Source organism: Neisseria leonii, assembly GCF_028776105.2.
GTDB classification, from domain to species: domain Bacteria; phylum Pseudomonadota; class Gammaproteobacteria; order Burkholderiales; family Neisseriaceae; genus Neisseria; species Neisseria leonii.
The window spans coordinates 531,949-553,760 of the sequence record NZ_CP145606.1 but is presented as its reverse complement, the minus strand read 5'-3'; the positions used below and the strand labels follow the sequence as shown (position 1 = coordinate 553,760).

The following is a 21,812-nucleotide window of genomic DNA, read 5'->3' as shown; positions in this document are numbered from 1 at the left end:
CGCACAAGGCCGTCTGAATGCCGTTTCAGACGGCCTTTTTTGTACAGGCGGCACATCTGCCCCATTTTTCGCTTATACTGTCGCCCTTTCCGTTTCATCCGTCCGACACCATGAACTACCTGCACCAGTTCGGCTTGGCCTTTATGGCTTTTTTCGCCATTATGAACCCGATTTCCAGCCTGCCCGTCTATCTGAGCCTGACCGAGGACGACAGCCCGGCCACCGCCAAAGCCGTGGCGCGCAAAGGGCTGATGATTGCCTTTCTGATTGTGCTGGTGTTTTCCCTGTCGGGGCAGTGGATTTTTGAAATGTTCGGCATCACGCTCTACGCGTTGCGCGTAACCGGCGGCATTCTGGTACTGATGATCGGCCTGCACATGGTACAGGGCAATCGTTCTCCCATGCACCGCCAACCCAAGCCCGACGAACACGAGCCGCCCGAACAAGTGCTGGAAGAGCGCATGAGCGTGGCCGTTTCCCCGCTGGGTATGCCGCTTCTGGCCGGCCCCGGCACGATTGCCACCGCGATGAACCTGTCGGTCGGCGAAACCTACGGCTCCAAACTGATTACGGTTGCAGCCTTTGCCGTGCTGTGCCTGATGACCTACGTCCTGTTTCTCTACGGCAGTGCCGTTACCCGCCTGCTGGGCAAAAACGTGATGAATGTCGTTACCCGGATGATGGGTTTGATTCTGGCCGTGATCGGGGCGCAAATGCTGATTGCCGGTTTGCAGGGCGCATTCCCCGTTTTGCGCTGACCCATATCGAAAAGGCCGTCTGAAAACACGTTCTGTTCAGACGGCCTAAATATATCTGTTTGACAAAAAGCTAAATTTTGCATTCGGGCAAGGCCGGCGGATAAACCGAAACCGGTGCCTGTGCCAAAGTAAACAGCTGCTGCAACTGCCGTTCTGCCGATGCCTGCGCCTGCTGTAAAATCCCGCCTTCGCAGGCCGAGGCCAATACTTGCGCGCGCGCTTTCTGCTGCACTTCGGTAAAAACAGATTTATCGATCGGGTGAATTCCCAGCGAACCGGTTTTCAGATCGTACACTTCGAGATCGCTCAAATCCACACTGAGAATTTCCGCCGGCGGCATGGTCAGAATCATGCGCCCGCCCGCCTGCTGTACATGGCGCTCATTGAGCTTGGCCAAATCCACACCTGCCAGCACCCGCCCTTTCACGACAAACAGCCCGCTTTGCGCGTCCTGCCACAAACGGTACCAGCTGCCTTCTTTGCGGGTGCGGATAATCGTATCGACATAAAAAGCGGTGCTTTCCAAACGGTTCAATTCCTGCACCCGCTGCACCACAGCCTGACGCGTCAGTATTTCGTCCGCTCCTGTCTGCCCGCCCCGCTGCCACCAGATTCCGCCTGCTGCACCTGCCGCCAGCAAAACCAGTGCCGACAAAAATATCCATACCGTTTTCATTGCTGCCTTTCTGCCGTGCTTGGGCGCGGCGCGTATATGTCTGCAAACCTGTTCCGCAACATTTTGCCCGATTTGCCCGATGCCGGGGCGGTTGGTCCGTCAGAATCCGCCGCTGCGGACCTGCCGTTCGGTTCCCTACCGCCCCACATCGGGCCGATGCGGCCGTATTCAAGACAAAAGGCCGTCTGAAAACCCGTTTGACAGGGTTTTCAGACGGCCTCTGCTACCAGTCTTAATGTTTGTGCCGGCCGCTGCAAGATGACGAATGCTGATGGCCTTCGCCATGATCGTGGCCGCTGTGGTCGTGGTCATGCGCCTCTTCGGCCACATTCAGCGGCGCGTGGCAGCCGTGTTCGTCGTGGCCGTGCTGCGGCGGCTCGGTCTGCACCGTTACATGGTCGATACCGTGGCGTTTGACCGCTGCTTCAACGTTGCGCGCAATCTGATGCGCTTCGTCCATATTCAGGCTGCCGTCCACCACCACATGACAGGAAAGCGCGTGCTGGCGGCTGGTAATCGTCCAGGCATGAATGTCATGCACGCCCTGTACACCCGGCACCGCGCGGATAGCCTCCGCCACCGCCGCCATATCCATCCCCTGAGGCGTACCTTCCATCAGAATATGCAGGCTGTTTTTGGTTACGCCCCAGCCACTCTTGGCAATCAGCAGCGCGATCAGTACGCTGACAATCGGATCCGCCCACGTCCAGCCGAAGGCCAGCACCAGTACACCCGCCAAAATCGCCCCCACCGAACCGAGCAGGTCGCCCAGCACGTGCAGATAAGCCGAACGCATATTCAGATTGCCTTCGGTATCGGAGTTGCGCAGCATATACCAGGCTACAAACACATTGACGGCCAGCCCCAGCGAGGCGACAAACAGCATCGGCCAGCCGGCGATTTCGGGCGGCGAAAACAGGCGGCGGACGGCTTCGACCACAATCCACAATGCAATCAGCAGCAGCGTGATGCCGTTGATGGCGGCGGCCACAATTTCAAAGCGGCGGTAGCCGAAGCTCAATTTATGGTCGGCCGGACGCTCGCCGAAACGGAACGCCGCCAGCGACAGGGCAATCGCCGCCGCATCGGAAAACATATGCCCCGCATCGGAAAGCAGCGCGAGACTGTTGCTCCACCAGCCGACAACGGCCTCCACCAGCATAAACGAGCCGATCAGAATCAGGGAGATACGCAGGACTTTTTTATTGGTCGTGTGGGCGTGATGGTGATCATGCGCATGATCATGGTTGTGGGACATAGCGGGTTCTCTTCTCAATTAAGGGTTGGGGATATTCAAACCATCAGGCCGTCTGAAAATAGTGCGTAGCACCATTTCTGCGAAGCTAAAACGCAGTTTCTGCGAAGCCAAAACGGTTTTTTGACAAGCCGGAAACGGCGGAAAAGCACGCAGGATCTTGCTTTGACGGCCGAAGCGGTGGCATTATAAACTTTTACCCTGAGTTAAGGTCAAGACGATATGAACATCAGCCAGGCGGCCAAAGCGGCCGGTTTATCCGCCAAACAGATACGCGATTACGAAAAAAGCGGCCTGCTGCCGCCCGCCCCGCGCAGCGAATCGGGCTACCGCCGTTACACCGCCGCCGATTTGGACCGTCTGCGCTTTATCGCCCACGCGCGCGAAGTGGGTTTTTCACTGGCGCAGACCGCCGAACTGCTGCGCCTGTCGGCCGACCCGCACCGTACAGACTGCGAAGTCAAAGCCCTCACCGCACAACACATTGCCGAAATCACCGGCAAAATCGCCTCCCTGCAAACCATGCTTGCCACCCTGCAAAACTGGCACGATGCCTGCGCGGGCGGCGGCAGCGGCGAATGCGGTATCGTGCGCGGCCTGGAACAGGCCTGAATCTGCGGCAAGGCCGTCTGAAACGCTTTGTTCAGACGGCCTCTTCCATTAGAATACGCCCTTTTAAGCCGCCCGCCATCATGAATATCCTGCAAGCAGAAAACCTTTCTTTCGCCGTCGGCCATGTCGCCCTGCTCGACCAAGCCTCGTTCAAGCTGGACAGCGGCGAAAAAGTCGGCCTGATCGGCCGCAACGGCGCGGGCAAATCTTCCCTGCTGAAAATTTTGGCAGGTGTGCAGAAAGCCGACGACGGCCAGCTGATTCTGCAAAACGGCCTGAAAAGTGTGTATGTGCCGCAAGAGCCGTCTTTCGATCCCGAACAGCGGGTATTCGATGCGGTGGCCGAAGGCTTGGGCAGCCTGCGCGGCCTGCTGCGCCGTTATCACGACACCGCCCGCCTGCTCGAACACGGCCAAGACGAAGCCCTGCTCAAAACCCTGAACGAGCTGCAAAGCGAAATCGAAACGCAAAACGGCTGGCAGTTCGATGCCGCCATCAGCCAGACCATCAGCGAATTGGGGCTGCCGGCCGACGCAGCGGTAGGCAGCCTGTCCGGCGGCCAGAAAAAACGGGTGGCACTGGCCCAGGCATGGGTGCAGAAACCCGATATTCTGCTCTTGGACGAGCCGACCAACCATTTGGACATCGATGCGATTCTGTGGCTGGAAAACCTGCTGCGCCAGTTCAACGGCAGCATCATCGTCATCACGCACGACCGCCGCTTTCTCGACAATGTGGCCGACCGCATTGTCGAGCTCGACCGCGGGGTGCTGCGTTCCTATCCCGGCAGTTTTTCCCAATACAGCGCAAAAAAAGCCGAAGAGTTGGCGGTAGAAGCCGAGCACAACCGACTGTTCGACAAATTCCACGCCCAAGAAGAAGCCTGGATACGCAAAGGCATCGAAGCCCGCCGCACGCGCAACGAAGGCCGCGTGCGCCGTCTGGAAGAATTGCGCCGCCAGCGCGCGGCACGGCGCGAGCGGCAGGGGCAGGTTAATTTCAAACTCGATTCGGGCGAGAAAAGCGGCAAAATCATCGCCGAACTGGAACACGCGGCCTTCCGATACGGCGACAAAATCATTATGCAGCCGTTTTCCGCCATCATTCAGCGCGGCGACAAAATCGGCTTAATCGGCCCCAACGGCATCGGCAAAACCACATTTTTAAAACTGATTTTAGGCGAATTGCAGCCGACTTTCGGCCGAATCCGCATCGGCAGCAAACAGGAAGTGGCCTATTTCGACCAGTTCAGAAGTGCACTCAACGAAAACGACACCGTGTTCTACACTTTGGGGCAGGGCAACGACTATGTCGAAATCGGCGGCAAAAAACGCCATGTGATGGGTTATCTGGAAGATTTTCTGTTCCACCCCGCCCGCGCCCGGTCGCCCGTATCCTCCCTTTCCGGCGGCGAACGCAACCGCCTTTTGCTGGCCAAGCTGTTTACCAAACCGGCCAATATTCTGGTACTCGACGAACCCACCAACGATTTGGACATCGATACACAGGAGCTCTTGGAAGAGCTGCTGCGCGATTATCAGGGGACGGTGTTTCTTGTCAGCCACGACCGGATGTTTCTGGATAATGTGATGACGCAGAGCATCGTGTTTGAAGGAGAGGGCCGTCTGAAAGAATACATCGGCGGATATGAAGACTATCTCGATGCCAAAAAGCGCGAGCAAAGTTTTCAGACGGCCGCCAACAGCAAAACCGACAGGCCGTCTGAAAACGTCAAAACCGAACGCAAAGCCAACCGCACAGTCAAGCTCTCCTATAAAGAACAGCGCGAACTCGATGCCCTGCCCGACGAAATCGCCGCTTTGGAAAACGAACAGGGCGAACTGAACGAAAAACTGTCCGATCCGGAAATTTTCAAAGACTACGGACAGGCCGCCTCATTACAGACACGCGCCGAAGCCGTTGAAATGCTGCTGCTGGAAAAACTGGAACGCTGGGCATTATTGGAAGACAAGCAAAACGGCAAGGCCGTCTGAAAACCGGCAAACCGTTTTCTGACCGCAGAAACACCTTTGCACCGAAACGGGAAACCCAACCCCGCCCCATCACTCAAATAGAGAAAGCCCGAAATGTTTCACGAAGCCGAAACCCACCTCCACACCCTGCGCGACCTTTTGCGTTTTGCCGTCAGCCGTTTCCACGAAGCCGGCCTGTTCTTCGGCCACGGCAGCGACAATGCGCACGACGAAGCCGCCTATCTGCTGCTGCATGCCCTGCATCTGCCGCCGCACACGCTGGAACCCTATCTCGATGCGCGTCTTTTGCCGTCTGAAAAAGCCGCCGCACTGGCACTGATCCGCCGCCGCGTGGAAGAACGCCTGCCCGCCGCTTATCTCACCCGTCAGGCTTGGCAGGGCGATTTTGATTTTTATGTCGATGAGCGCGTGATTGTGCCGCGCTCGTTTATCTACGAATTGCTGGGCGATGCGGTGCGCCCGTGGATAGAGCACGACGAACTGGTTCACCGCGCTTTGGATTTGTGCACCGGCAGCGGCTGTCTGGCGGTGCAGATGGCCTATCATTATCCCGCCGCCCGCATCGATGCCGTCGATTTGAGTCTGGATGCGCTGGAAGTGGCCGCCGTCAATGTGGAACGGTACGATCTGGCCGACCGCATCAATCTGATTCACACCGATTTGTTTGAAGGATTGGAAGATACCTACGACTTGATTGTTTCCAATCCGCCCTACGTCGATGCCGAATCCGTGGCCGCCCTGCCCGATGAATACCTGCACGAACCCGAGCTTGCCCTAGGCAGCGGTACAGACGGCCTCGATGCCACACGCTGCATCTTGGCGCGTGCGGCCGAATACCTCAACCCGCACGGCGTGCTGCTGGTGGAAATCGGCCATAACCGCGACATGCTTGAAGCCGAATACCCCGACTTGCCGTTTACCTGGTTGGAAACCAGCGGCGGCGACGGTTTCGTTTTCCTGCTGACCCGAGAACAGCTGCTCGGGAAGGCGGCATAATCCGGCCGTTTCAGGCCGTCTGAACGGCATTCGGGCAAACCGCCCGTTCAGACGGCCACACCGTTTCCCGAAAGCGCAAACCGTCTGATTTGCCGAACCGGGCAAACCGAAAAGTAGTTTGGCTGTTAAAAACTTTTCCCCCATATGCTCTGCAGTGCCGTGCTGCCGGCCGGCTTGATGTCTTTACTGTGACGGTTCAGGCCGTCTGAAAACGCATTCAGACGGCCTTGACGGTTGCGGGCGGTTAAAAATACCCTGCGCGCTTGCGCTCTTCCATCGCCGATTCGGAGGCGCGGTCGTCCATGCGGGTGGCGCTGCGCTCGGAAACCGTGGCGGCCGCGGTTTCGGCAATAATGTCTTCGGCTGTGGCGGCCGTACTGGCCACGGGGCAGGTACAGGAAATATCGCCGACGGTGCGGAAGCGCACGCTGCGCACCGCCGACTCTTCGCCGTCGCGCTTGGGCGTGAGCAGGGTAACGGGAACCAGCAGACCGCCGCGCTCGACCACTTCGCGCTCATGCGCATAATAAATCGGCGGCAGGGCGAGGTTTTCGCGCGCGATATATTGCCAGATGTCCAGTTCCGTCCAATTGGAAATCGGGAATACCCGCATATTTTCGCCCGCAAACAGGCGCGCATTGTAAATATTCCACAACTCGGGACGCTGGTTTTTCGGATCCCATTGGCCGAATTCGTCGCGGAAAGAAAAAATCCGCTCTTTGGCGCGCGCTTTTTCCTCGTCGCGCCGTGCGCCACCCATCAGCGCATCAAAACCGTGCGCCTCGATGGTTTCCACCAGCGTGACCGCTTGGGCAGCATTGCGCGAATCGGTTTTGCGGCGCAGTACCACCGATCCGCGCGCAATCGAATCTTCCACATGACCCACCACCAGTTCCACGCCCGTACGCGCCACGGTTTCATCGCGAAACGCAATCACTTCGGGATAATTGTGGCCGGTGTCCACATGAACCAGCTTAAACGGCAGATGCAGCGGCCGCCCTTCGATTTGGAACGCCTTGACCGCAAGCGCGAGCAGCACCACAGAATCTTTGCCGCCGGAAAACAGCAGCGCGGGATTTTTCGCTTCGGCAACCACTTCGCGGATAATATAAATGGATTCGGCTTCCAGCCAGTCGAGATGCTTGTTTTCGATATGTGCCATATCGGTTTTCCTTTATGATGACGGATTTGCGGTATTTTGGCTGTGCAGGCCGCACTCTTTACTGTCGCGGCTCTCCCACCACCAGCGTCCGGCACGGATATCCTCGCCTTTTTTGACCGGACGGGTGCAGGGTTCGCAGCCGATGCTGGGATAACCTTGGCGGTAGAGAGCGTTGAGCGGCAGGTTGTGGGCGGCCGCATACGCCCAGACATCGTCTTCTTCCCAATCGAAAATCGGATTGAATTTGACGATACCGCGTTCCCGGTCGCACTCCTCCCAATCCAGCCCGCTGCGGGTTGGCGACTGGCCGCGCCGCTGGCCGGTCAGCCATGCACGGGCGGACGACAATGCGCGGTTCAGCGGCTCGACTTTACGGACGGTGCAGCACGCTTTGCGCACCGCCACGCTTTCATAAATACCGCTCGCACCGTGTTCGCGGTCAAACGCCTGCGCCGCTTCATCCTGCGGCCGCCAAACCGTCAATCCGATATGCGGATAACGGCGGCGGGTATCGCCGATCAAGGCGGCCGTTTCAGGATTGAGCCTGCCCGTATCCAACGTAAATACCCCCAGAGGCAGCGACAGGGCGGCAATACGGTCGGTAATCAGCATATCTTCCACTGCCAGACTGGACGCCAGCACCGCATCGGGAAAACGTTCGGCAATTTCACACAGCCGCCGATCCAGCTCTGCCGTTTTCTGTCCCAAGCGCGCAGCCGCTGCTGCCGCCACTTCGGGTATCTGCCACAATTCGGGTTTCACTGCCGTCCTCCGCCTCAAACCAACTGATTGACCGCTATCGTGGCACAGCCTGCCGCCGAAGAAAAAGAATGCTTTCTTCTTTGCTTATAACCGAAGCGAAAAGGCCGGATAAACGCCTCAAAGGCCGTCTGAAAATCCGTTATATTTCTTGCGGGCGTACCTTCAGATTGGGAGTGCAAGCCTTGGCCGTGGTATCCGAATAATGTCGGATTTAAAAATCCGACCTACTTTGGGACATAGCCGTAGGTCGGATACTTGTATCCGACAAATAACCACATGCTCAAATTCAAATCGGATTCCAGAATCCGATCTACCCCAATCTGCCCAAAAATGTGGATACATCAAAAATCCACAAAGGCCGTCTGAAAACGCGTTTTCCATCATGCGTTTTCAGACGGCCTATGAGTACGGCTGTTTTGGTTTATTCGTCCCCGCCCGCAGCCGCTTCTTCTGTGGCGGAATCGGCAGCCGCATGATCGGTTTCGTCTTCTTCCGGCTCGGCAACCCGTTCCAGGCTGACCAGTGTTTCGCCTTCGTCCAGATTGATCAGGCGTACGCCCGCAGCGGCACGGCCGGTTTCGCGGATCTGCTCGACTTTGGTACGGATCAGCACGCCGCCGCTGGTAATCAGCATCAAATCGTCCTGACCGCCGACCAGTGTAGCCGCCACCAAATCGCCGTTGCGCTCGCCGGTGTTGATGGCGATGTTGCCCTGACCGCCTTTGCCTTTGCGGCTGTAATCGGCAATCGGCGTGCGCTTGCCGTAACCGTTGGCGGTTGCGGTCAGAACGTGCAGGTTTTCGTCTTGGTCACATTCGGGGGCGAAGGTAATCAGGCTGACGATGCGGCCGCCTTCAGGCAGGCGCATACCGCGCAGGCCGCCGCTGCCGCGCCCGCTCGGGCGTACGCCGTTGCCTTTCAATACCGGCATATCGCCGTTATCGGTATCATCACCGGAATCGGTTTCTCCGACAGCATCGAGGCCGTCTGAATCCTCCGCTTCCGCATCGTCGGCTTCGCCGCTGCGTTCGTAATATTCGTTGAAACGGATGGCTTTGCCCAAATTCGAGAACAGCATAATGTCGCTGGTGCCGCTGGTTCGCGCCGCGCCCACCAGACTGTCGTCTTCTTTCAGCGCAATGGCTTTGATGCCCTGCGCACGCACGTTTTTAAACGCCGAAAGCTGGACTTTTTTTACCAGGCCCTGCGCAGTGGCGAAGAAAACGTATTCGTCTTCAGGGAAGTCGCGTACGGCCAACACCGCGCTGACTTTTTCGCCTTCGTCCAACTGAATTACATTGTTAATCGGGCGGCCTCGGCTGTTGCGCCCGCCTTCGGGCAGTTTGTACACTTTAATCCAATGGCATTTGCCGAAATTGGTGAAACACATCAGATAATCGTGGGTATTGGCGACAAAGAGGGTTTCGATAAAGTCTTCGTCTTTGGTGGCTGCCGCCTGTTTGCCGCGCCCGCCGCGCCGCTGCGCCTGATAATCGCTGGTGGGCTGGGTTTTGATGTAGCCGCCGTGGGTCAGCGTGACCACCATTTCGCGCGGCGGTATCAGGTCTTCGTCGGCAATATCGCCGCCGAACGGGTTAATCGTACTGCGGCGGCCGTCGCCGAACTGGGTTTTGATTTCGGTCAATTCTTCCTGAATGATGGCGGTGATGCGCTCGGGTTTGGCCAAAATATCCAGCAGGTCAACGATGCGCGCCATGATGTTTTTGTAGTCTTTGATGATTTCGTCCTGATCCAGACCGGTCAGGTTGCGCAGGCTCATGCGCAAAATGGCATCGGCCTGCAAGCCGCTCAGATGATAGCCGTTCTCTTTCAGGCCGCCGTCTTCCAAATCTTCCGGGCGGGCCAGCTGCCAGTCCAAATCGCTGCGGCTTAACATTTCTTCCACCAATACCGAACGCCACGGGCGCGCCAGCAGTTTTTCTTTGGCTTCGGGCGCATCGGCCGACTGTTTGATCAGCTCGATCATTTCGTCGATATTCGACAGCGCAACCGCTTTACCTTCGGCAATATGGCCTTCGTGGCGCGATTTTTTCAGGCGGAACAGGGTGCGGCGGGTAACGACTTCGCGGCGGTGGCGCAGGAATTCGCTCAAAATCTGTTTCAGATTCAGCAGGCGCGGCTGACCGTCCACCAGAGCCACCATATTGATGCCGAAACTGTCTTGCAGCTGGGTGAGTTTGTAGAGCTGGTTGAGCACCACTTCGGCATTTTCGTGGCGTTTGAGTTCAATAACGATGCGGATACCCTCGTCATTGGACACATCGTAAATATCGTGAATACCCTCAATGACTTTTTCTTTAATCAGTTCGCCGATGCGCTCCACCAGACGCGCTTTGTTTACCTGATACGGGATTTCCGTGATGATGATGGCTTCGCGTTCGTCGCTTTTCGGATTGGCGGGACGGTCGCTGTCCGCAATGTGCAGGGTTTTGCGGTCTTTGTCCAACACTTCGAAATGCGCTTTGGCACGCATCAGTACGCGGCCGCGGCCGGTTTTATAGCCTTCGCGCACGCCGGAAAGACCGTAAATGATACCGCCGGTCGGAAAGTCGGGGGCTTTGACCAAATCGATCAATTCGTCGATGTCGGTTTGCGGTTCGGCCAGCAGGCGCAGACAGGCATCGATGCTGTCGGAAAGATTATGCGGCGGGATATTGGTCGCCATACCGACGGCAATGCCGGACGAGCCGTTGACCAGCAGAGCGGGAAAACGGGTGGGCAGCACCTGCGGTTCCTGTTCGTTGCCGTCGTAGTTGGGGCTGAAATTGACCGTTTCTTCTTCAATATCGGCCAGCATTTCGTGGGCGATTTTCGCCATGCGGATTTCGGTATAACGCATGGCCGCCGCCGCATCGCCGTCAATCGAACCGAAATTGCCCTGCCCGTTGATCAGCATATAGCGCAGCGAAAAATCCTGCGCCATGCGCACGATGGTGTCGTAAACGGCGGTGTCGCCGTGCGGGTGGTATTTACCGATGACATCGCCCACGATACGCGCCGATTTTTTATGCGGGCTGTTCCAGCTGTTTTTCTGCTCGTGCATGGCAAACAGCACGCGGCGGTGAACCGGTTTCAGACCGTCGCGCACATCGGGCAGCGCGCGCCCGACAATCACGCTCATGGCGTAATCCAGATAGCTGCGGCGCATTTCCTCTTCTAGGCTGACGGGAAGGGTTTCTTTTGCAAAATGATGGTCGTTGCGGACGGTTGCGTCGGTCATGTCAAACTGCCGTGGTCAGAAAATTTAAGCACGTATTTTACCACACAATTGCCCCGCACGGCATCGGCCGGAACACGGCAGGGGCGGTACAACTGAAGCAGCGTTGCTATGCTTTTTCAGACGGCCGGGAAGCGTGTACACATTTTCTGTGGATAAGTCTGGGGGTAGTGCGTGGACGCCCGTGCTTTTTCCCGATAAATCAGGCACTGCGCCTAAACTGCCCAAAAATTAGACTGTTTGAAAAATTCATTTATTTTCATAAACATATAACATAAACCCCTTTACCTGTATTGAGAACGGCTGCTTTTTGGCATCAAGCTCCGAGCTTTCCCGCCGTGTGGATAAAAAACATTTTGCCGCATCATTTTCCTTGACAAAACGAACGATACAGTAAACCCTTGCGCCTTTTGCTTTTTTCCCGTTATGCCCCTACCTGCCCGCCACCGCCCCCCCGCCTGCTGGCTGTTCTGCACCGTTATCGACAATTTCGGCGACATCGGTGTGAGTTGGCGGCTGGCCACAATACTGTCCGCCGAATGGCAGGCGGATGTTTATCTGTGGCTGGACGATGAAAATGCCCTGCGCGCGCTCTGTCCCGACCTGCCCGCACTGCCCTGCACCTACAAGGGCATACACTTGAACCGCTGGCAGGAAGGCCGCCATGCAGACGGCCTGCACTGTGCCGGCACACCCGATTACATCATCGAAACCTTCGGCTGCCGTCTGCCCGAAGCGGTCGAACACCATGCCCGCCGACCGGACACATGGTGGCTGAACTGGGAATATCTCAGTGCCGAAGCGTGGGCCGAAGCCATGCACGGCAAAGCCTCCCTGCTTGCGGACGGCAGCAGGAAACATTTTTGGCTGATGGGTTTCAGTGAAAAAAGCGGCGGTTTGCTGCGCGAAAAAAACTATACTGCACCGGACTCGGCAACCCTGCGCCGCTGGCGCGCCGCCCTGCCCATCCCCCCGCAAAACAGTTCGCCCGAATGGCTGCTGTTCGGTTACCGCAGTACCGTCTGGCCGCAATGGCTGGCCGCCTGGCAGACACTCGGCCGGCCGCTGACCCTGCTGCTGGCCGGACATCAGATTGCCGACAGTTTCCGTCAGGCCGGTATGCTGCCTGCCGATGCGCTGCACACTGTCGGCAGCAGCTTCATGCTGGGCAATATCCGCCTGATCCGACTGCCGTTTGTCCCGCAAAGTGAATTCGACAACCTGCTGCATCATGCCGATATGGCCGTGGTGCGCGGCGAAGACAGCTTTGTGCGCGCCCAATTGGCGGGCAAACCCTTTCTCTGGCATATCTACCCGCAAGACGAAGCGGCGCATTTGCCCAAGCTGGACGCTTTCTGGCAACTGGCCGCACCGTATTACGACGCTACCGTTTTCCGTGCCCATCAGGCTTTATCGGGCGAGATCAACGGTTCAGAAAAATTGGACGACACCGCCCGTACCACCGCCTGGCACACCCTGATGTCTCAATATGCCTGCTGGCAGGACAGCACGCACCGCTGGTCGGCCGCTCTGCACGCACAACCTTCCGCCGTGGAAAAACTAGCCAAATTCTGCGGACAAGGCTAAAATAGCGCGTTTATTTTCTTCCCAACTTCCAACCAAAACGGAAACAACAACATGAAAACTGCACAAGAACTGCGCGCAGGCAACGTATTTATGGTCGGCAACGATCCGATGGTGGTTCAAAAAACCGAGTACATCAAAGGCGGCCGCTCCTCTGCCAAAGTCAGCATGAAACTGAAAAACCTGCTGACCGGCGCAGCCAGCGAAACCATCTACAAAGCCGACGACAAATTCGATGTCGTCGTTCTGGCACGCAAAAACTGTACTTACAGCTATTTCGCCGATCCGATGTACGTCTTTATGGACGAAGAGTTCAACCAGTACGAAATCGAAGCCGAAAACATCGGCGACGCGTTGAAATTCATCGTGGACGGCATGGAAGACGTGTGCGAAGTAACGTTCTACGAAGGCAACCCGATTTCCGTGGAGCTGCCCACCATCATCGTGCGCGAAGTCGAATACACCGAGCCTGCCGTTAAAGGCGATACTTCGGGCAAAGTGATGAAAACCGCCCGTCTGGTCGGCGGTACCGAAATCCAGGTGATGTCCTATATCGAAAACGGCGACAAAGTCGAAATCGACACCCGTACCGGCGAATTCCGCAAACGCGCTTAACGCCCCTGCACAGGCCGTCTGAAAACGCAATTTCCCGTTTTCAGACGGCCTTTTTTCATGGATAATCGCCCCATTTCCAACCGCCCTGCCCGCCCATGATCAGCCAGTTCAAACACATCGGCATCGTTATCCGGCCGCAAACCCCGCACATCGAACACTGCCTGCAAGAATTGGTGTGCTTTTTACTGGCACGGAAAATCCATGTTTATCTGGACGGCGAAAGTATCGCCCCCGATCTGCTCGATGCCGAAGATGCCGGGCGCTGCCACTGGGAAACCAAAGCCTCGATTGCGCGGCGTTGCGATTTGGTGGTTGCCTTGGGCGGCGACGGTACATTTTTGTCTGTTGCCCGCGAAGTTGCCCCGTTCCGCGTCCCGCTGATCGGTGTCAATCAGGGGCATTTGGGCTTTCTTACCCAAGTGCCGCGCGAAAACATGACCGGCGAAATCGGCGGTATGCTGACCGGCAAGTACCGCGCGGAAGAACGTATCCTGCTCGAAGCCGCCCTACTGCGCGACAACGCCTCCGTCAATACGGCTCTCGCACTGAACGATGTCGTTATCTCGCGCGGCGGTGCGGGGCAAATGATTGAATTTGAAGTTTTTATCGATCAGGAATTTGTGTGCAGCCAACGCTCCGACGGCCTGATTGTCGCCACGCCCACCGGCTCGACTGCCTATTCGCTGGCCGCCGGCGGACCGATTCTGCAAGCCAGCCTGCGTGCATTTACGCTGGTGCCGATTTGCCCGCAATCGATGACCAACCGCCCGATTGCCGTCCCCGACACCTGCGAAATCAATATTCTCATTACCAAAGCGGGCGACGGCCGCGTCCACTTCGACGGCCAGTCGCATACCGATGTCCACACCGGCGACAGTATCCGTATCCACCGCTACCGCCACAGCCTGCGCGTACTGCATCCCAGCGACTACCAATACTACAAAATCCTGCGCCAAAAACTGCACTGGGGCGAACAGCTGGTCAATCTGTCGGATAAATTCTGACCGCGTTTTCCTGTCCGCAGCGCCTTGCCGCTGTCTCCAACAACCCAAAGGCCGTCTGAATCAAAATGGTGATCGGATTCAGACGGCCTGATAGAAGAATATCAACAAAAATTCAAGAAATCTTGAAGCCCTGATGATCTGATTAATCGGATTCCGCCGCGCTGTCCTCCGCCACAAAACCGCTGGTCTCCACGCCTACAGCAGACGGACGCAGCGTATCCAAAGCCAAAACAGACAGGTTCAGCGTGGGATAACCGCCAAACTGTACCGAATAGCCGTTGCCGCTGCTGCGCAGCTTGGCGTGTGCGCCCAAGGGGAATGTGGCTTTGTCGGCAATATGGCCGAACGGAAAACCGCTCAATACCGGCACTTTCGCCGTGCGGCTGATTTGCGCCGCCACAGTTGAAAGCGTATAGCTGCTGTCATAGACATCACGGATCGAACCCATGCGGAAATCGCCCAGAATAACCGCCTGCTGTTTTTGCAGCACTCCGGCCAGCAGCAGGGTTTGCAGCATACGCTCGATACGGTAGGGCTGCTCTCCGACATCTTCCAGAAACAGAATCCCGCCGCTGATGTCGGGCAGATACGGCGATCCGGCCAATGCCGCCAACACGCTCAGATTGCCGCCCCAAAACACGCCCTCCGCCTGAACCGGCCGTGTCTGCATTTCATCGAAAACGTGAATGGTATGGTTCGGATCGGTAGTGCCCCGAATAAAGGAGTCCATGGTGAAATCCGACAAAACGGGACGGCCGAACTCGCTGTATGCCATCGGGCCGGCAAAGCTCATCATTTTGCCTTTGGCCAATAAGGCCAACTGCAGTGCGCACACATCGCTGAAACCGAAAAACAGCGTGCCCTGCTCGCGCATACGTGCGCCCAGCGAAGCGAAATCGATGTGCGGCAGCAGACGGTGCGCACCGTAACCGCCACGGAAGCCCATAATCACTTTCGGCGTCGCAACCCTGCCCGCCGCCATATCCTGAAAATCGGCAATACGCTCCTGATCCGTACCGGCAAAACGCTGGAAACGGCGGTAGGCCGCCTGATGGTTGGTCACACTGAAACCGGCATGGCTCAATCGGTTGAGCGCGGTTTGGATACGGTTGCCGTCGGAACCGAAACCCGAAGAAGCGATAATGCGTAACACGGTATTTCCTGATACAGAGGGTACACGGCCGGATGAAACCGGGCTGGCGGACGCGGCCGGGCGGGCGGCGGGTTTCGGTGCGGGTGCGGCACAGGCGGCCAGCAGGCCGCTGCCTGCCAGTGCCGCGCCGCCGCGCAGCAGGCCGCGGCGGGATAATACAATATTCATACAGTCCTTTTCGGAGAATGGAGGTTCGGCATACCGGTCAAATATCAGGCAGAACCGGCTGCCAGCAGTTCGGCCACACGGAGCTGCCAGTCGGGCGGCAGGGTAACGGCAGCCTCACGCTGCGCCGCCGTCCATACCGGCGCGGGGAAGCAGGCATCGTTTTCAAAGCGTGCAATAATATGCCAATGCAGATGCGGCACCACATTGCCGAGACTGGCCAAATTGATTTTGACCGGCCGCAACACTGTGCGCATCGCCGCTTCCACACGATAAACGGTTTCCATCAGCAAAGCACGCTGCGCCGGTGCCAAATCGGTCATTTCGGCAGTATGCTCCTGCCAGATGACGCGGCAGAAGGCCGGTGCGTTCGGCTCGTTGTGCAGCGCAATCACGCGCAACTGCGGGGTTTGCAGCAGGATTTCTTCATTTTCCGCGCAACAGATCGGGCAATCCGGTTTCATGCTTTTCCTCGCCAAACAAGGGGGTTATTGTAAAGGAAAGGCCGTCTGAATTGAATTTCAGACGGCCTTTTCTGACAGAATTTACGTAAATTTAAGCCCTGCCTTTATTGGCGTTGCGCATCAACGGCGGCCAGCGCAATCATATTGACAATACGGCGCACGGTGGAAATCGGGGTAACGATATGCACCGGCCGGTTCAGGCCCATCAGAATCGGACCGACCGTAATGCCGTTGGTCGCATTCACGCGCAGCAGGTTGTAGCTGATATTGGCCGCTTCCACATTCGGCATCACCAGCAGATTGGCCGCGCCGGACAATGTGGTTTCGGGGAAAATGCTCTTGCGCATTTCTTCGTCCAAAGCCACATCGGCCTGCATTTCGCCGTCGATTTCCAAATCCGGATCCCATTGGCGCACCAATTCCAGCGTTGCCTGCATTTTGTCGCTGTCTTTGTCGCTGTGCGAACCGTAGTTGGAGTTGGAAATCAGCGCGACTTTCGGCTTGATGCCGAAACGCTTCATTTCGGCCGCACACATCAGTGTCCCCTTGGCCAGCTGCTCGGCCGTCGGGTCGTGATTGACATAAGTATCGGCGATAAAGAAATTGCCTTTGTTGGAAATCAGCGCGTTCATGGCAAAAGCATGCTTTTCGGGATTATCGTAACCGATGACTTCCTCCATAATCGAGAAATGGTCTCGGAAACGCCCCATCGTGCCGCATACCAGACCGTCGGCATACCCCAACCGCACCATCAGCGCACCGACCAGCGTGCTGTTTGCGCGCACGCGGCGGCGGGCCATTTCTTCGGTTACGCCTTTGCGTTTGAGCAGTTCGTAATAGGCTTTGGCACTTTCGTCGAAATATGGGTTATCGTTGATGTCGATCAGCTCGAAATCGGTACCGGAACGGATAGTCAGGCCTTGGCTGTGCAGACGCTCTTCAATCAGGCGCGCATCGCCGACCAAAATCGGAAACGCCAGTTTCTGCGACACCACCTGCTGTGCCGCGTGCAGCACACGCTCGTCTTCGCCTTCGGTCAGCACGATGCGTTTGATGTCTTTTTTCGCCTGCGCAAAGACCGGACGCATAATCAGGCTGGTTTTGTAAACAAATTCGTTCAATTGTTCGACATAAGCTTCCATATCGGCAATCGGACGGGCGGCCACGCCCGAATCCATGGCCGCCTGCGCCACGGCCGGTGCGATTTTGGCAATCAGGCGCGGGTCGAACGGTTTCGGAATCAGATACTCGGGACCGAAAGTCAAATCGGCATCACCGTAGGCACCGGCCACTTCGGCACTGGATTCTGCCATCGCCAAATCGGCAATCGCGCGTACGCAGGCCAGCTTCATTTCTTCGTTAATCGTGGTTGCGCCCACATCGAGCGCACCGCGGAAAATAAACGGGAAGCACAGGACATTATTAACCTGGTTCGGGAAATCCGAACGACCGGTACCGATAATCACATCGGGGCGCACAGCTTTGGCCTCGGGCGGCCAGATTTCCGGCTGGGGATTGGCCAGAGCCAGCACAATCGGCGAGTCGGCCATCTGTTTGAGCATCTCGGCTTTGAGCAGGTTGGCACCGGAAAGGCCGAGGAAAATGTCTTTGCCCGGCACGGCATCGCCCAGCGTGCGCTGACCGTTGTCTTCTACGGCATAACGCACTTTGCTCTCATCCATACGTTCGCGGTCTTCGCGGGTGCGGAAAATCACACCTTTGGAATCGCACACGGTAATATTTTCGCGCTGCATACCCAAAGCAACCAGCAGATCCAGACAGGCAATCGCCGCCGCGCCCGCGCCGGAGCAGACCAATTTCACTTCTTCGATTTTTTTGCCGGTTACGCGCAGGGCGTTGAGTACGGCAGCGGCCGTAATAATGGCCGTACCGTGCTGATCGTCGTGGAAAACGGGGATATTGCAGCGTTCGCGCAGTTTTTTCTCGATATAGAAACACTCGGGGGCTTTGATGTCTTCCAGATTGATGCCGCCGAATGTCGGTTCCAGCGCAGAGATGATTTCGACCAGCTTGTCGGGATCGGTTTCGTTCACTTCGATATCGAATACGTCGATACCGGCGAACTTCTTAAACAGAACACCCTTGCCTTCCATCACGGGTTTGGAGGCCAAAGGACCGATGTTGCCCAAGCCCAAAACGGCAGTACCGTTGGAAATCACGGCCACCAGGTTGCCGCGCGCGGTGTATTTGTAGGCATTGAGCGGGTCAGCATAGATTTCCATACACGGTGCGGCCACACCCGGCGAATAGGCCAGCGACAGATCGTATTGGGTCGCCAGAGGCTTGGTCGGCGCCACTTGGATTTTGCCCGGATTGGGGTATTCGTGAAATTTGAGTGCTGCTTCTTTGATTAAATCATCCATGCTGATTTTCCTAATCGTTGGTAACAGGCCGTCTGAAAAACGGAAACGGCATTTTCCTGTGCAGAACCGGTGTTTTCAGACGGCTTTCTAAGGCCTGACTCCTCCGGCGGCAGACACCGGGACGGCCTGATTCCGTACACAGACCCGACCGGCATCCGAGACATCAAAATTTCCCCGCCGTGCCGCCAAGCCTTGAAATACGGTACGGACATGACCGCCATTCTAGCACAACGTACCTGCTGCCGCATCAGCAGCAGCCGTATCATGCCGTCTGAAAACAGCTGCGAAACAGGCTGCGCGGCACTGTTTCAGACGGCCTTAGCCGCCGATACGGTAAAACGCGAGACTGCCCAGCAGATTCGGCATCAGGCTGATGCGTCTGCCTCCCGTCATCACGGCGCGCTCCAGCACGCCGATGCGGTTTTTCGCACACAGCCGGTCGAAATCTTTCAAGGTACACCAATGGATGTTCGGCGTGTTATACCATTGGTACGGCATACGCTCGCTCACCGGCATATGGCCGCCCAATGCGATTTGCAGACGGTTGCGCCAATAGCCGAAATTGGGAAAGGAAACAATCGCCTGCGTGGCGACGCGTTTCAAATCCCGCAGAATGGTTTCCGTGTTCTGCATGGCCTGAATGGTTTGGCTCAGCACAATCACATCGAAGCTGTTGCTGTCGAAATCGCGCAAACCTTGCTCCAAATCGGCTTGAATAACGTTTACCCCGCGGGCAATCGAGGCCAGTACACCTTCGGTGTCGATTTCCACCCCGTAGCCCGTACAGCCTTTCTGTGCCACCAGCGCGGCCAGCAGCGCGCCGTCGCCGCAGCCCAAATCCAACACGCGGCTTTCTGCGGGAATCCAGTCGTAAATCAACTGCAAATCATCGCGCAACTGTGTCATATCGGGCTTCCGGCTACATTTTTCATAAAGGCGCGCACCGCGCGGATATAGGGTTCGTCGGTCATCAGAAAGGCATCGTGGCCGTGGACGGATTCGATTTCGATATACTGCACCGACTTGCCCGCTTTCACCAAATGCTTGACCAATGCGCGCGAACGCTGCGGCGCAAACCGCCAGTCGGTGCTGAATCCGGCCACAAAAAATTTGGCTTCGGCCTGTTTGAGCGCGGCCACCAAATCATCGCCGAAATCTTCGGCCGGCGAGAAATAATCCAAGGCTTTGGTCATGCGCAGATAAGTGTTGGCATCAAACTGTTCGGCAAATTTGTCGCCCTGGTGGCGCAGATACGATTCGATTTGAAATTCCAAATCGTAGTTGTACTGATAAGTATCGTGGCACATACTGCGGCCGAACTTTTGCCCCAAACCCGCTTCGGCCAGATAAGTGATATGCCCCATCATGCGCGCGATGCGCAGACCCCGGCGCGGCAATGTGCCGTGGCGGCGGTAGTGGCCGCCGTGAAAATCGGGGTCGGTAATGATGGCTTGGCGCGCCACATCGTTAAAAGCGATATTCTGCGCCGTCAGGCGCGGCGCGGCGGCAATCACCAGCGCATGAGCAATCCGCTTGGGATAATCCACCGCCCATTGCAAGGCCTGCATACCGCCCATACTGCCGCCGATGACCGCCGCCCATTTCCCGATGCCGAAATAATCGGCCAGCATGGCTTGGCTGCGTACCCAGTCTTTGACGGTAACCACCGGAAAATCCGCGCCGTATTCGCCGCCCGTTTCGGGATTGGTACTCAAAGGACCGGTACTGCCGTGGCAGCCGCCCAGATTATTGACACCGACCACAAAAAAACGGTCGGTATCCACCGGCTTGCCCGGTCCGACCATATTGTCCCACCAGCCCGGCTGCTTGTCGTTCTCACTGTGATAACCGGCCACATGATGATGCCCCGACAAAGCATGACAGACCAATACCGCATTGTCTTTGGCCGCATTCAGACGGCCGTAAGTCTCCACCATCAAATCAAAACGCGGCAGGACACGGCCGCTTTGCAGGGTAAGCGGGGTATCGAAAGCGATTTTCTGCGGGCTGACCAAGCCCACGCTGTCGGCCGGAAACATAAATCTGTACGCCAAGCTGTCAAAGCACTTATTATAGCGTTTCCCATCAGATTTAGCACCGCCCGCAGCGGCGGTTTTCATCTATGATCGGCCGTTTGTTGAAACTTTTCCTGCTGGCATCGCTGGCCGTACTGATTTTCCAATGCCTGCTCGGGCGGCGGCATAAACGTGCGCTGCATGAAACCGTACAGACAAGTGCCCTGATCTGTCTGAGTGCCTCTGCGCTTGCGCTGGCATGGTATTATTTTTTGGCTGCTTAGACTGCACGACAGGGCGGGAAAAGCCGTCTGAAACTGAAACGGGTTTCTGTTATCAAAATATCTTTTAGAGATACCGAGTTTTTATTTAATGTCGGATTCGGGAATCCGACCTACGGCATTATCGGACACAGCAAAAGGCCGTCTGAAAATACGCACACAGCATTTTCAGGCGGCCTCCATTATGCTCTACATCAAGTTCATTATTTGTCGTGCAGCAGCAATTTGCTTTCCTGCACACCTTTCATGCCTTCTTCTGCCGATACTTCTTGAAGTTTATTTCGGGCACCGAAAATGCCCATTTTCACTTCCTGCCACACAAATTTAATCGTATTGGGCAATAAGTCGATATTTAAAATACTGGTTCCTTCTGCGGCCACCCCCTCGACTTTATGCGCACCGGCCGGCAAGTTTTTCATGATATATGTTTTCGGCCCTGTGGTTGCAACACGCTGATTATCAATGAAGATATTCATATTAATCGCGCCACCGAACGATTCGTTGCGGTAGATATATAAATTAGCGGTATTATCAGACGGTGCAACAAATTTTTTCGCGGCAGCATCTGCCTCCACTGTGGCCAGTGGTCCGCCTGCACAGGCAGCCAACAAAACCGGTATCAAAACCAGCAAGAGTCTCTTCATGATTCCTCCTAAAATAATTAATTTATTTTGAATTATTTACTTTTGAATAT

The 21,812-nt window shown here is 56.5% G+C and carries 19 protein-coding genes and 2 pseudogenes; 10 read left to right on the top strand and 11 right to left on the bottom strand.

Features of this window, described 5'->3' with window-relative positions; all coding sequences use genetic code 11:
- Positions 1 to 17 precede the first annotated feature (17 nt).
- Positions 18 to 758 (top strand): MarC family protein, encoded by a 741-nt coding sequence (locus ORY85_RS02700; RefSeq protein ID WP_274571436.1) that lies wholly within the window; start codon positions 18 to 20, stop codon positions 756 to 758.
- Positions 759 to 828: 70 nt separating this feature from the next.
- On the opposite strand, the gene ORY85_RS02695 is transcribed toward ORY85_RS02700, so the two are convergent.
- Both ORY85_RS02695 and ORY85_RS02690 read right to left on the bottom strand, forming a co-directional pair.
- Positions 829 to 1,434, bottom strand: a complete 606-nt coding sequence (locus tag ORY85_RS02695) for a DUF4230 domain-containing protein (protein WP_274571435.1) — start codon at positions 1,432 to 1,434, stop codon at positions 829 to 831.
- 232 nt (positions 1,435 to 1,666) lie between these two features.
- Complete coding sequence (locus ORY85_RS02690; protein ID WP_274571434.1) at positions 1,667 to 2,692, bottom strand: cation diffusion facilitator family transporter; 1,026 nt, start codon at positions 2,690 to 2,692, stop codon at positions 1,667 to 1,669.
- A gap of 219 nt (positions 2,693 to 2,911) precedes the next feature.
- Here ORY85_RS02690 and ORY85_RS02685 point away from each other — a divergent pair, with 219 nt between their 5' ends.
- The 5 genes and pseudogenes from ORY85_RS02685 to prmB all read left to right on the top strand — a co-directional run bounded on the left by ORY85_RS02685 (position 2,912) and on the right by prmB (position 6,291).
- Complete coding sequence (locus ORY85_RS02685; RefSeq protein ID WP_274571433.1) at positions 2,912 to 3,301, top strand: MerR family DNA-binding protein; 390 nt, start codon at positions 2,912 to 2,914, stop codon at positions 3,299 to 3,301.
- A pseudogene (locus tag ORY85_RS10620) lies at positions 3,268 to 4,236 on the top strand (ABC-F family ATP-binding cassette domain-containing protein); the annotation flags it as partial. The gene ORY85_RS02685 and the pseudogene ORY85_RS10620, both read left to right, overlap by 34 nt.
- A 180-nt stretch (positions 4,237 to 4,416) precedes the next feature.
- Positions 4,417 to 4,728: pseudogene (locus tag ORY85_RS10615) on the top strand (ATP-binding cassette domain-containing protein); the annotation flags it as partial.
- Between the two features lie 144 nt (positions 4,729 to 4,872).
- Positions 4,873 to 5,295, top strand: a complete 423-nt coding sequence (locus tag ORY85_RS10610) for a hypothetical protein (protein ID WP_405030346.1) — start codon at positions 4,873 to 4,875, stop codon at positions 5,293 to 5,295.
- A gap of 93 nt (positions 5,296 to 5,388) precedes the next feature.
- The gene (prmB, locus tag ORY85_RS02675; RefSeq protein WP_274571431.1) at positions 5,389 to 6,291 is read left to right on the top strand and encodes a 50S ribosomal protein L3 N(5)-glutamine methyltransferase; all 903 of its coding nucleotides are present in this window, start codon (positions 5,389 to 5,391) and stop codon (positions 6,289 to 6,291) included.
- Positions 6,292 to 6,535: 244 nt separating this feature from the next.
- Here prmB and cysD read toward each other — a convergent pair whose 3' ends face one another.
- The 3 genes from cysD to gyrA all read right to left on the bottom strand — a co-directional run bounded on the left by cysD (position 6,536) and on the right by gyrA (position 11,456).
- Positions 6,536 to 7,453: a sulfate adenylyltransferase subunit CysD gene (gene cysD / locus ORY85_RS02670; protein WP_274571430.1), complete on the bottom strand. Its 918-nt coding sequence runs from the start codon at positions 7,451 to 7,453 to the stop codon at positions 6,536 to 6,538.
- A gap of 12 nt (positions 7,454 to 7,465) precedes the next feature.
- On the bottom strand, positions 7,466 to 8,215 hold the full coding sequence (locus tag ORY85_RS02665) for a phosphoadenylyl-sulfate reductase (RefSeq protein WP_274571429.1): 750 nt from the start codon (positions 8,213 to 8,215) through the stop codon (positions 7,466 to 7,468).
- A gap of 421 nt (positions 8,216 to 8,636) precedes the next feature.
- Positions 8,637 to 11,456, bottom strand: coding sequence for a DNA gyrase subunit A (gene gyrA, locus ORY85_RS02660; protein ID WP_274571428.1), 2,820 nt, complete (start codon positions 11,454 to 11,456; stop codon positions 8,637 to 8,639).
- Between the two features lie 423 nt (positions 11,457 to 11,879).
- On the opposite strand from gyrA, the gene earP reads away from it, so the two are divergent.
- From earP to ORY85_RS02645, 3 genes are all read left to right on the top strand, one after another.
- Positions 11,880 to 13,040 carry an elongation factor P maturation arginine rhamnosyltransferase EarP gene (earP, locus tag ORY85_RS02655; RefSeq protein WP_274571427.1) on the top strand — a complete coding sequence of 387 codons (1,161 nt, stop codon included), beginning with the start codon at positions 11,880 to 11,882 and terminating at the stop codon, positions 13,038 to 13,040.
- A 51-nt stretch (positions 13,041 to 13,091) separates the two neighbouring features.
- Positions 13,092 to 13,652 carry an elongation factor P gene (efp, locus tag ORY85_RS02650; protein WP_274571426.1) on the top strand — a complete coding sequence of 187 codons (561 nt, stop codon included), beginning with the start codon at positions 13,092 to 13,094 and terminating at the stop codon, positions 13,650 to 13,652.
- 95 nt (positions 13,653 to 13,747) lie between these two features.
- On the top strand, positions 13,748 to 14,656 hold the full coding sequence (locus tag ORY85_RS02645; protein ID WP_274571425.1) for an NAD(+)/NADH kinase: 909 nt from the start codon (positions 13,748 to 13,750) through the stop codon (positions 14,654 to 14,656).
- 142 nt (positions 14,657 to 14,798) lie between these two features.
- Here ORY85_RS02645 and ORY85_RS02640 read toward each other — a convergent pair whose 3' ends face one another.
- From ORY85_RS02640 to ORY85_RS02620, 5 genes are all read right to left on the bottom strand, one after another.
- Positions 14,799 to 15,977: an LD-carboxypeptidase gene (locus ORY85_RS02640; protein ID WP_274571424.1), complete on the bottom strand. Its 1,179-nt coding sequence runs from the start codon at positions 15,975 to 15,977 to the stop codon at positions 14,799 to 14,801.
- Positions 15,978 to 16,021: 44 nt separating this feature from the next.
- Positions 16,022 to 16,438, bottom strand: coding sequence for an HIT family protein (locus ORY85_RS02635; RefSeq protein ID WP_274571423.1), 417 nt, complete (start codon positions 16,436 to 16,438; stop codon positions 16,022 to 16,024).
- A 104-nt stretch (positions 16,439 to 16,542) separates the two neighbouring features.
- Entirely contained in the window at positions 16,543 to 18,822 is a 2,280-nt protein-coding gene (locus ORY85_RS02630; protein WP_274571422.1) for an NADP-dependent malic enzyme, read from the bottom strand.
- 318 nt (positions 18,823 to 19,140) lie between these two features.
- Complete coding sequence (gene metW / locus ORY85_RS02625) at positions 19,141 to 19,728, bottom strand: methionine biosynthesis protein MetW (RefSeq protein ID WP_274571421.1); 588 nt, start codon at positions 19,726 to 19,728, stop codon at positions 19,141 to 19,143.
- On the bottom strand, positions 19,725 to 20,861 hold the full coding sequence (locus ORY85_RS02620) for a homoserine O-acetyltransferase (protein ID WP_274571420.1): 1,137 nt from the start codon (positions 20,859 to 20,861) through the stop codon (positions 19,725 to 19,727). Before ORY85_RS02620 ends, metW begins: the two co-directional genes overlap by 4 nt.
- Before the next feature lie 83 nt (positions 20,862 to 20,944).
- Between ORY85_RS02620 and ORY85_RS02615 the strand changes: the two genes are divergently transcribed.
- Positions 20,945 to 21,121 (top strand): protein MIGRI, encoded by a 177-nt coding sequence (locus ORY85_RS02615; RefSeq protein WP_274571419.1) that lies wholly within the window; start codon positions 20,945 to 20,947, stop codon positions 21,119 to 21,121.
- 200 nt (positions 21,122 to 21,321) lie between these two features.
- On the opposite strand, the gene ORY85_RS02610 is transcribed toward ORY85_RS02615, so the two are convergent.
- On the bottom strand, positions 21,322 to 21,726 hold the full coding sequence (locus ORY85_RS02610) for a DUF2846 domain-containing protein (RefSeq protein ID WP_274571418.1): 405 nt from the start codon (positions 21,724 to 21,726) through the stop codon (positions 21,322 to 21,324).
- Between the last annotated feature and the right edge of the window lie 86 nt (positions 21,727 to 21,812).

Excerpts from the sequence above, each read along its gene's own strand:
- ORY85_RS02630 (WP_274571422.1), bottom strand. The coding sequence starts at position 18,822 with ATGGATGATTTAATCAAAGAAGCAGCACTCAAATTTCACGAATACCCC.
- ORY85_RS02695 (WP_274571435.1), bottom strand. The coding sequence starts at position 1,434 with ATGAAAACGGTATGGATATTTTTGTCGGCACTGGTTTTGCTGGCGGCA.
- ORY85_RS02640 (WP_274571424.1), bottom strand. The coding sequence starts at position 15,977 with ATGAATATTGTATTATCCCGCCGCGGCCTGCTGCGCGGCGGCGCGGCA.
- ORY85_RS02685 (WP_274571433.1), top strand. The coding sequence starts at position 2,912 with ATGAACATCAGCCAGGCGGCCAAAGCGGCCGGTTTATCCGCCAAACAG.
- ORY85_RS02700 (WP_274571436.1), top strand. The coding sequence starts at position 18 with ATGCCGTTTCAGACGGCCTTTTTTGTACAGGCGGCACATCTGCCCCAT.
- ORY85_RS02690 (WP_274571434.1), bottom strand. The coding sequence starts at position 2,692 with ATGTCCCACAACCATGATCATGCGCATGATCACCATCACGCCCACACG.
- ORY85_RS02635 (WP_274571423.1), bottom strand. The coding sequence starts at position 16,438 with ATGAAACCGGATTGCCCGATCTGTTGCGCGGAAAATGAAGAAATCCTG.
- ORY85_RS02645 (WP_274571425.1), top strand. The coding sequence starts at position 13,748 with ATGATCAGCCAGTTCAAACACATCGGCATCGTTATCCGGCCGCAAACC.
- ORY85_RS02615 (WP_274571419.1), top strand. The coding sequence starts at position 20,945 with ATGATCGGCCGTTTGTTGAAACTTTTCCTGCTGGCATCGCTGGCCGTA.
- ORY85_RS10610 (WP_405030346.1), top strand. The coding sequence starts at position 4,873 with ATGTTTCTGGATAATGTGATGACGCAGAGCATCGTGTTTGAAGGAGAG.
- metW (WP_274571421.1), bottom strand. The coding sequence starts at position 19,728 with ATGACACAGTTGCGCGATGATTTGCAGTTGATTTACGACTGGATTCCC.
- efp (WP_274571426.1), top strand. The coding sequence starts at position 13,092 with ATGAAAACTGCACAAGAACTGCGCGCAGGCAACGTATTTATGGTCGGC.
- cysD (WP_274571430.1), bottom strand. The coding sequence starts at position 7,453 with ATGGCACATATCGAAAACAAGCATCTCGACTGGCTGGAAGCCGAATCC.
- earP (WP_274571427.1), top strand. The coding sequence starts at position 11,880 with ATGCCCCTACCTGCCCGCCACCGCCCCCCCGCCTGCTGGCTGTTCTGC.
- gyrA (WP_274571428.1), bottom strand. The coding sequence starts at position 11,456 with ATGACCGACGCAACCGTCCGCAACGACCATCATTTTGCAAAAGAAACC.
- prmB (WP_274571431.1), top strand. The coding sequence starts at position 5,389 with ATGTTTCACGAAGCCGAAACCCACCTCCACACCCTGCGCGACCTTTTG.
- ORY85_RS02620 (WP_274571420.1), bottom strand. The coding sequence starts at position 20,861 with ATGTTTCCGGCCGACAGCGTGGGCTTGGTCAGCCCGCAGAAAATCGCT.